The following is a 9,245-nucleotide window of genomic DNA, read 5'->3' on the forward strand; positions in this document are numbered from 1 at the left end:
CCACACCACCCGACGGCACACCCTCCGCCAACGCCCGCAACCCCGCCAGCAGCTCCTCCCGGTCCTGGCCCACCACCACCGCGCGCTGCTCGAGCATCGCCCGGCCGGCCACCAGCGACCACCCGACCTCCGCCACATCAGCGGTGGTCTCCTCGGCGAACTCCGCCAGCCGTCCGGCCTGGGCCCGCAGCCCCGCGGCCGACCGCCCGGACACCACCCACGGCACCACACCGCCCGGGACCATCGGAGCGGTGGCTTCCCCCTCCGTCGACGGTACGGGCGCCTCTTCGAGAATCACATGCGCGTTGGTGCCGGAGATGCCGAACGCCGAAACACCCGCCCGCCGCGGACGCTCCACCTCCTGCGGCCAGGCCGTGGCCTCCCTCAGCAGCTCGACCGCCCCGCTGCCCCAGTCCACATGCGGCGTCGGCTCATCCACATGCAGCGTCTTGGGCAACACCCCATGCCGCATCGCCATCACCATCTTGATGACACCGGCGACACCGGCGGCGGCCTGGGTGTGGCTGATGTTGGACTTTATCGACCCCAGCCGCAGCGGCCGTTCCTCGGGCCGCCCCTGGCCATACGTCGCCAGCAGCGCCTGCGCCTCGATCGGGTCGCCCAGCGTGGTGCCCGTACCGTGCCCCTCGACCACATCCACATCCGCAGGCGACAGCCGGGCGTTCGCCAGCGCCTGCCGGATCACCCGCTGCTGCGACGGACCGTTCGGCGCCGTCAACCCATTACTGGCGCCGTCCTGGTTGATCGCCGATCCCCGCACCACCGCCCACACCTGGTGACCGTTGCGCCGCGCATCGGACAGCCGCTCCAGCAGCAGCATCCCCACGCCCTCGCCCCACCCCGTACCGTCCGCCGCCCCCGCGAACGCCTTGCACCGCCCGTCAAGCGCCAGCCCCCGCTGCCGCGAGAACTCCACGAACGCGCCCGCCGTGGCCATCACCGTCACCCCGCCCGCCAACGCCAGCGAGCACTCGCCCCCGCGCAGCGCCTGCACCGCCGAGTGCAGCGCCACCAGGGACGATGAACACCCCGTGTCCACCGTCACCGCCGGGCCCTCGAGCCCCAGCACATACGACACCCGCCCCGAGAGCACACACGCGAGGTTCCCCGTGGCGGCGTAGCCCTCCACCTCACTGCCGGCCATGGCGGTGAGCACCGTGTACTCCTGCGATGTCACCCCGGCGTAGACGCCGGTGCTGCTGCCCACGAGTCCCTGAGGGTCGATACCGGCGTGTTCGAAGGTCTCCCAGGCGACCTCGAGCAGCTGCCGCTGCTGAGGGTCCATCGCCAGCGCCTCACGCGGTGAAATCCCGAAGAATTCCGCGTCGAATTCCCCCGCGCGCCGCAGAAAGGCGCCCTCGCGCACATAGCTCGTACGCGGGCTGTCGGGGTCGGAGTCGAACAGGTTCTCCAGATCCCAGCCGCGGTCCTCCGGAAATGCGCTCAGCCCTTCGCCCCCGGACGCCACCAGCTCCCACAAGTCCTCCGGGTTCTCCACCCCACCCGGAAAACGGCACGCCATACCGACGATCGCGATCGGCTCGGGTTCCGCGGACTCAGCTTCACGCAGACGCTGCCGGGTGTCCCGCAGTTCTGCCGTCACCCACTTGAGGTGGTCGAGAAGCTTCGCCTCGTCCTTCGCCATCGCTGGCGCCTCCTCTCTTGGCGGTTTCCTGTTTGGCTGTCGGCGTCAGAAACGTGGTCAGAATGCGCGTGGTCAGAATGCGCAGCGGAACTCTTTGAAGCCCTCGATGAAGCTCGATGCCAGCCGGACGGGCTCGCCGTCCACGCGGATGTCCGGCAGTGAGGTGAGGAGTTCGCGGAGCATGGCGACGATCTCGATCCGGGCGAGATGGGCGCCGAGACAGAAGTGCGGCCCCACCGCGCCGAAGGACAGCTGGGGGTTGGGGTCACGGGTGATGTCGAACCGGTAGGGATCCTCGAAGACCTTCTCGTCGTGGTTCGCGGACCAGTAGAAGAGGAAGATCTCGTCGCCCTTGCGGAACCGATGGCCGTTCATCTCACAGTCGCCGGTCGCGGTCCGGCGCATCCAGTTGATGGGCGTGCCCACCCGCAGGATCTCCTCGACGGCGTTCTTCGCATGGGCTTCGAAGTCCGACTGCAGGAGTTGCCGCTGGTCGGGGTGGGCGGTCAGCAGCGCCAGGGCTTGGGCGATGGCGTTGCGGGTGGTCTCCATACCGGCGTTGACGAGGAGGATGAAGAACGAGACGAGTTCCTGGTGGGTCAGCTGCTCGCCGTCCTCCTGCACCTGGACCAGCTTGGTGATCACATCGCCGGTGGGGTGGGCGAGCCGGTCCTCGCGGAGCCGTCCGATGTAGTTCCCGAGGTCACGCAGGGCGCCCAGCACCGCCGCCGCCGTCTCCTCGGGGGTGGCCGCGAGTTCGGGGTCGACCCCGCCCATGATGGTGTTGGTCCGCTCGAAGAGGAATTCGTAGTCCTCGCCCGGAATCCCCATCATGGTGCTGAGTACGGCGATCGGCATCTCCGCCGCGGGGCGGATGAAATCGCCGGGTCCACGCTCGATGAGTTCGTCCACGATCCGCCGGGCCACCTGCCGTGACATGGCCTCGAACTTGGGAGCCATACCGCGGCCGAACGACCGCGCGACGATGCGCCGCAGCCTTGAGTGCTCCGGATTATCCATGTTGATCATGGAGCCGTAGAACTCGTCCATCTCCGGCGGCAGGATCGAAGTGGCGCCCTCCGAGGAAAAGTCCTGCGGCCGGCGGCTCACCTCCGCGATGTCGGCGTGTTTCACCACCGCGTAATAGCCGTTTGCCATCGGGCCCCAGGGCAGCCGCGGCGGAACGAATTCCGGGTGCGGCAGAGCACGCAGCCGCTCGAACACCGCCGCCCGCTCATCACGCGGCCGTAACCAGAAGGACGGATCCAGGAAGTCGGGAGGCTTGGCGGCGGTGGTGGCGGAACGGGACGTGGCTTCCGAAGGAGACACAATGCCTCGATTCAAGCTTGGACAGGTACGAAAACCGGTCCGCGCAAGTCTCACAAGGCCGTCTTAAGAGTTCCTAACAACCTGACGGACCACCGGCGATTGACGCCGGTGGAACGGGGTGTCAACCTCGGGGCGTGCAGGTGACGATTCGGGACGTCGCGAAGGCTTCGGGGGTGTCCCCGTCCACCGTGTCGCGGGCCCTGGCGCCCGGCGGGGCGGTGAGCCCCGTGACGCGCGAGCGGGTGCGGGCCGCCGCCGACCGGCTCGGCCACCAGCCCAACCAGGCGGCGCGCGGGCTGATCACCGGGCGTACGGCCCCGCAGGTGGACGGGATCGTGTTGTGTTCGCCGCAGCTGAGCGGCGAGGAGCTGGGCTCGCTCGGAGACTTCACCGACAAGCCGATCGTGCTGCTGCACCGCAAGGAGCCCGGGTTCGGATGCGTCGCGGCCGATCTGGTGGAGGGGATGACCGATGCGCTGACCCATCTGCACGCGCTGGGCCACCGCAGGATCGCGTATGCCGGCGGGCCACGCGGCTCGTGGGCGGCGCGGGAGCGCGCGGCCGGTGTCGAGGCGGTGGCGGCGTCGGGGCTGGTGGAGATCGTCCAGGTGGGGTGCGTGGCGCCGCCGCTGACCACGGTCCCGGTGCCCAAGGCGCATGGCGCGCGGGCCGCCGTCGATCCGCTGTGCCGCATGCCGGCCACCCCGGCCGCCGAGGGTGAGCAGCCCCCGCAGCGTGTGCTGCTCGTCCATCTGGTGGTACGGGGCTCGACGGCCGCCCTCGACCGGCGGTAGCGGGCGTGATGGATCCACTCGCCGGTCTCCTGGACGGGCCGAGGGCCCGGGGGGCGTTTCTGCTCCGGATGGTCATGGACCCGCCCTGGTCGGTACGGATCGAGGACCGGGCCCCGCTGTGTGTGATGACCGTGGCGCGCGGTGAGGCGTGGGTGGTCCCGGACCGGGGCGAGGCGCAGCGTCTTGGCCCGGGGGATGTGGCGGTCGTGCGCGGCCCCGATCCGTACACGGTGGCCGACGATCCGGCCACCGAGCCCCAGGCGTGGATCCTGCCGGGCGAGGTGTGCCGCACCGCCGAGGGCGAGGATCTGGCGGAGCGGATGGCGCTGGGCGTGCGCACCTGGGGCAACAGTGAGCACGGTGCGGCGACGATGCTGGTCGGCACGTACCGGATGGACGGGGAGATCAGCCGGCGGCTGCTGGACGCGCTGCCTCCGCTGCTGGTGCTGGGGCGTGAGCGTTGCGATTCGCCGCTGCTGCCGTGGCTCGGCGAGGAGATCGTCAAGGAGGAGGCGGGCCAGACGGCCGTTCTGGACCGGCTGCTGGATCTGCTGCTGATCTCGGTGCTGCGGGCGTGGTTCGCGCGGCCTGAGGCGCGGGCCCCGGCCTGGTACCGGGCGCTGGGCGACCCGGTGGTCGGCCGTGCCCTGCGGCTGCTGCAGAACAACCCGGGCCATCCGTGGACGGTGGCGCTGCTGGCGGCGGAGACCGGGATCTCCCGCGCGGTGCTGGCCCGCCGGTTCACCGAGCTGGTCGGCGAGCCGCCGATGGCTTATCTGACCGGCTGGCGGCTGGATCTGGCCGCCGATCTGCTGCGGGAGCCGGACGCCACCCTCGGGGCGGTGGCCCGGCGGGTCGGCTACGGCAGCCCCTTCGCGCTGAGCGCCGCCTTCAAGCGGGTGCGCGGGGTCAGCCCGCGGGAGCACCGCTCCGCGGCCAGCGCAGAGTGACGGCGGGGCCGCGGGCGCAGCCGTCGGGCCCGCAGCTGACGGAGCGTTCGTACAGCAGGGCCAGCCGACGGGCGGTGCGGACGATGTCGTAGCGCTCGACGGCGGTGGGCACCGGGTGCCGTACGGGGCCGGCGGCGGCCCGCTCGCGCAGGGCGTCGGCCAGGGCGGCGGCGCCGGGCCCGATACGGCGCGCGCCGGGGGCCGCGCCGGGCGGCAGTTCGTCGAGGGCCGGGCAGACGCCGTGGAGCACCGGGAGCCCGGCCGCCAGGGCCTCCACGGCGGCGAGCCCGAACGCCTCCTCCGCGGACGGCGCGACGAACACGTCCATGGCGGCCAGCAGCCCGGGGATGTCCGCGGGCCGGTCCCCGGTCCCGGCCACCGCCCCGTCGCGCTCGCCGAGCAGCCGGATACGGTCGGCCACCCCGAGCCAGGCGGCCAGGTCGCGCAGCGCGGTGCGCTCGGGTCCGTCCCCGACCAGCAGCAGCCGGGCCTGGGGCAGCTCGGCGACGGCCCGCAGCGCCACATCGAAGCGCTTGGCCGCCACCAGCCGGCCGACGCCGCCGACGACGAAGGCGTGTGGGGGGATGCCGAGGCGGGCGCGGGCGGCGGCGCGGGCGGCCGGGGCGAAGTCGAAGTGGCGGGCGTCCAGCCCGTTGGGCACCAGGTGGATACGGTGGTTGGCGACGCCCCAGCCACGCAGCCGGTCGGCGACTGCGGCCGAGACGGCGACGGTCGCCGAGCCCAGGCGTTCGGTGGCGAGATAGCGGGCGCGGGTGCCGACGGTGAGCGGGCGGCCGTCGATACGGCGCTCGCCCAGGCTGTGCTCGGTGGCGATCACGGCGCCGACACCCGCCAGCCGGGCGGCGATCCGGCCGTGGACACAGGCCCGGTAGAGATGGGTGTGCACCAGGTCGTAGCCGCCGCTGCGGATGAACCGCGCCAGCCGGGCCGTCCCCATCGGGTCGCGGACGCCCATCGGCAGATGGGTGACGGGCACGCCGTCCGCCCGGATGCCATGGCCAGCGGCCCCGGGTGCGGTCAGGGTGAGCACATCACAGCGCGCGGGCAAGTGGCGCAGCAGCAGCCGCAGTTGCTGTTCGGCGCCACCCGCGCCGAGGCGCGAGATGATGTGCAGCACTCTCATCGGGCGACCAGGCCCCGTCTTCCGTAGCACGCTGAATCACGTCCGACCATGACAGACGGCGGGATGTAAATCACGTAAGACGCGCGGCGATAGGCCGTCGGAGTGGCGGCCCGATCGGCACAATGGCGAGGCGCGAGAGGGCGCGCCGAAAATCCGATTTGCACAGCCATTCCCCAGCGGATTGTTACCTTCTCATCTCGCGCGATGACATGACGAATGTAGGCCGTCCGGGTCATCGCCGCGCGATATTGCGTCCCGACGACCCGCGGGAGTGCCCAGATGTCCGCACCTACCCCCGTCAGAGACACGGCCGAGAAGGCAGCCGCGCCCAGCACCGCTCCCCCTCCCGCGCGGCCCGCGCACCACGAGATGGCCCCCTGCCGCCAGGGCCCGAACGGGAGTTATGAGTACAAGCGGTACAGCCAGCTGGCGGGCCCGCTGACCCAGCCCCCGTCCGGCCGCCCGTACCGGGTGCGCTGCCGGAGCCTGCTGGCGCAGGAGCCGCACCGCGTCCGGGCGGCGCTGCTGCTGTGCGCGGCACCGGTGTGCTCGGCGCTGCTGCTGCTGTGGCTGCTGCAGCCCCAGCACTGGGTGCACCGCGACGGTGTGACGGGCTGGGAGACGGCCGCGGACCGGACGATGCTGTTCTCGATCGCGCTGATCGAGGCGTTCCGCCTGTTCACCGTGGTCTCCAACGCGCACGCCACGCTGGTGGCCCGCGACCCGGTGCCGGTGACCGCCGAGCCCGGGACCCGGGTGGCGTTCTTGACCAGCTTCGTCCCCGGCAAGGAGCCGATCGACATGGTCCGGGCGACGCTGGAGGGGGCGATGCAGGTCAGACACGCCGGGGGGCTCGACGTATGGCTGCTCGACGAGGGAAACGACGAGGAGGCCAAGGAGCTGTGCGCCCGGCTGGGCGTACGGCATTTCTCCCGCAAGGGCATCGAGAAATGGAATCAGCCCAAGGGATCCTTCCGCGCCAAGACCAAGCACGGGAATTACAACGCCTGGCTGGACGCCCATGGCGACGACTATGAATTCATGGCCTGTGTTGACACCGATCATGTGCCGCTGCCCAACTTCCTGGAGCGCATGATGGGTTACTTCCGCGATCCCGATGTCGCCTTTGTGGTCGGTCCGCAGGTGTACGGAAATTACGATACGGCCGTCACCAAGGCGGCCGAGAGCCAGCAGTTCCTCTTCCACGCACTGATCCAGCGGGCCGGAAACGCCTATGGCGGGCCGATGTTCGTCGGCACCAACAACGCGGTGCGCATCGCCGCGCTGCGGAGCATCGGCGGGCTGTACGACTCGATCACCGAGGACATGGCCACCGGCTTCGAGCTGCACCGCCGCCGCAACCCCGTCACCAGGAAGAAGTGGCGCTCGGTCTACACCCCGGACGTACTGGCCGTCGGGGAGGGCCCGAGCACCTGGACGGACTTCTTCACCCAGCAGCTGCGCTGGAGCCGCGGCACCTACGAGACGGTGCTCAAGCAGTTCTGGAAGGCGCCGTTCACGCTGTCGCCGGGGAAGCTGCTCAACTACTCGCTGATGATCGCGTACTACCCGATGACCGCGCTCAACTGGATGCTGTCGGCCCTGTCCTGCGCGCTGTTCCTGGTGCTCGGCGCGTCCGGGATCCACATCCCGGCGGAGATGTGGATGATGCTCTACAGCGACGCCGCGGCGCTCCAGATCGGCCTGTACATCTGGAACCGGCGGCACAACGTCTCCCCGCATGAACCGGAGGGCTCCGGCGGGGTGGCGGGGATGCTGCTCTCCGCGCTGTCCGCCCCCATCTACGCCAAGTCACTGTGCGACGCGCTGCTGCGGCGCAAGAGCCGGTTCGTGGTCACGCCCAAGGGCGACTCCTCCAGCGCCGACCGGCTGTCCACCTTCCGTATCCATCTGGTGTGGGCCGCGGTCTTCGGCGGTTCGCTGGTCGCCTCGCTGTTCCTGGGCCACACCCACGCCGCGATGCGCACCTGGGCGATGCTGGCGCTGGCGCTGTGTCTGGCGCCGATGGCCATCTGGTCCGGCGGGCTGCTGCTCACGCGGCGCGGCCGGCGCACCGCCCCGGCGGTGCCGACGGCCCGCGCCGAGGCCCACTGAGGCTTGTGGTCACCTTTCGCGCAGGTTGGCGTTACGGGCCAGGTCGAGCGCGTACTCCGTCCACCAACGGCCCGCGGGCGGACCGCCGTTGCAGGTCCCGTCGGACTCGCCCGGTCGCTTGATCCACAGATACGCGTCGATGGCGGGGTCGCCCGTACGGGTGCTCGGAGGATCTCCCAGAGCCCGCCCCGGGGGGTTGCACCAGCTCTCCTGGCCGTCGGTGGCGGAGCGCACGGCACCCATGTCACCGCTCTTGCCGTCGTCGCCCTCGCCCCTGACGGAGGTGAGCGGGCCGTTGCCGTTGCGGCTGGTGTCGATGATGAAGTGGACCCGGCCGAGCTGGAGGGACAGCCGACGGCCGTAGGCGCGGGTCACCGACGTCGGCTGGAAGTTCGAGACGTTCAGGGCGAAGCCGTCCGCCTGGTCGATGCCGCTTTTCATCAGCGGCTCCACCAGCCGCTCGGTGTCCTTGATCCACCCCGGGTTCCCGGCGTCCAGATAGATCCGGGTGGCGGGCATCGCGGAGAGCATGGCGACCGCGTCGCGCAGCAGGGCCAGCCGCGGCGCACGCAGCGGCTTGGGAACGCAGCCGTCGACCACCTGAGCAATCGCGTCGGGCTCCAATACGACAATCGCCTTTCTCTCGCCGATTCCCGAGACGATCTCACGGATCCAGTCCAGATATTCGGCGTCACTTTCCGCCCCGCCCCGGGAGTATCTTCCGCAGTCCCGGTACGGAATGTGATAGGCGACCAGCACCGGCGTACGGTGCTCCCGCGCCGCGGATTCGGTGAGGAACCGGACCCGTTCACGCGGATGCGGGCCGAGCCATTCGGCGATCGGCTCGTCGGCGATCCGCCGCATGAGCTCCGCCTCCGCGTAACGGCCCGCGCGCCGCTGCTCACGGGCCTGCCGGGCGGCCGGATTGTCCGGGTTCACCCAGAGCCCGCTCTCCCGGTCCGACCCGTCTGACGTGCCGAGGCATCCGCTCAGCGCGAGGAGCGCGGCGGCGCTTCCCGCAAGCGGCGCCCAGTGTCGCGCGATGGCTCTCCTGAGCCCTTTCTCGGCCATTCGAGCACACCTTTTCCCGGAGTTTCCCGGCCTTGGAATTGACGGCACGTGTCGCATCATGGCATCGGGAACGGGCGGCGGCTTTCAATTCACGCTTGTGTTGCCCCGCCGCCATCGGGGCGAATTTCGGAAAGGGCCGTGAGACTTACGACCTGGGGTGCGGTGGGGATCGGGCG

The 9,245-nt window shown here is 70.8% G+C and carries 7 protein-coding genes; 3 read left to right on the forward strand and 4 right to left on the reverse strand.

Features of this window, described 5'->3' with window-relative positions; genetic code table 11:
* The coding region (locus tag ACFV2X_RS54650; RefSeq protein ID WP_385631590.1) for a type I polyketide synthase at positions 1 to 1,666 on the reverse strand (1,666 nt) is incomplete at its 3' end.
* A 72-nt stretch (positions 1,667 to 1,738) separates the two neighbouring features.
* Positions 1,739 to 2,995, reverse strand: coding sequence for a cytochrome P450 (locus tag ACFV2X_RS54655; protein ID WP_385631592.1), 1,257 nt, complete (start codon positions 2,993 to 2,995; stop codon positions 1,739 to 1,741).
* A gap of 134 nt (positions 2,996 to 3,129) precedes the next feature.
* Here ACFV2X_RS54655 and ACFV2X_RS54660 point away from each other — a divergent pair, with 134 nt between their 5' ends.
* Positions 3,130 to 3,789, forward strand: a complete 660-nt coding sequence (locus ACFV2X_RS54660) for a LacI family DNA-binding transcriptional regulator (protein ID WP_385631595.1) — start codon at positions 3,130 to 3,132, stop codon at positions 3,787 to 3,789.
* A gap of 8 nt (positions 3,790 to 3,797) precedes the next feature.
* Positions 3,798 to 4,739, forward strand: coding sequence for an AraC family transcriptional regulator (locus ACFV2X_RS54665; RefSeq protein ID WP_385631605.1), 942 nt, complete (start codon positions 3,798 to 3,800; stop codon positions 4,737 to 4,739).
* Here ACFV2X_RS54665 and ACFV2X_RS54670 read toward each other — a convergent pair.
* The gene (locus ACFV2X_RS54670) at positions 4,699 to 5,883 is read right to left on the reverse strand and encodes a glycosyltransferase (protein ID WP_385631597.1); all 1,185 of its coding nucleotides are present in this window, start codon (positions 5,881 to 5,883) and stop codon (positions 4,699 to 4,701) included. The genes ACFV2X_RS54665 and ACFV2X_RS54670 overlap by 41 nt on opposite strands.
* 279 nt (positions 5,884 to 6,162) lie before the next feature.
* Between ACFV2X_RS54670 and ACFV2X_RS54675 the strand changes: the two genes are divergently transcribed.
* The gene (locus ACFV2X_RS54675) at positions 6,163 to 7,998 is read left to right on the forward strand and encodes a glycosyltransferase family 2 protein (RefSeq protein ID WP_385631599.1); all 1,836 of its coding nucleotides are present in this window, start codon (positions 6,163 to 6,165) and stop codon (positions 7,996 to 7,998) included.
* Positions 7,999 to 8,007: 9 nt separating this feature from the next.
* On the opposite strand, the gene ACFV2X_RS54680 is transcribed toward ACFV2X_RS54675, so the two are convergent.
* Positions 8,008 to 9,069 carry a glycoside hydrolase family 6 protein gene (locus tag ACFV2X_RS54680; protein WP_385631601.1) on the reverse strand — a complete coding sequence of 354 codons (1,062 nt, stop codon included), beginning with the start codon at positions 9,067 to 9,069 and terminating at the stop codon, positions 8,008 to 8,010.
* Between the last annotated feature and the right edge of the window lie 176 nt (positions 9,070 to 9,245).

This window comes from Streptomyces sp. NPDC059679, from assembly GCF_042734105.1.
GTDB lineage: Bacteria > Actinomycetota > Actinomycetes > Streptomycetales > Streptomycetaceae > Streptomyces.

Excerpts from the sequence above, each read along its gene's own strand:
- ACFV2X_RS54665 (WP_385631605.1), top strand. The coding sequence starts at position 3,798 with ATGGATCCACTCGCCGGTCTCCTGGACGGGCCGAGGGCCCGGGGGGCG.
- ACFV2X_RS54670 (WP_385631597.1), bottom strand. The coding sequence starts at position 5,883 with ATGAGAGTGCTGCACATCATCTCGCGCCTCGGCGCGGGTGGCGCCGAA.
- ACFV2X_RS54680 (WP_385631601.1), bottom strand. The coding sequence starts at position 9,069 with ATGGCCGAGAAAGGGCTCAGGAGAGCCATCGCGCGACACTGGGCGCCG.
- ACFV2X_RS54675 (WP_385631599.1), top strand. The coding sequence starts at position 6,163 with ATGTCCGCACCTACCCCCGTCAGAGACACGGCCGAGAAGGCAGCCGCG.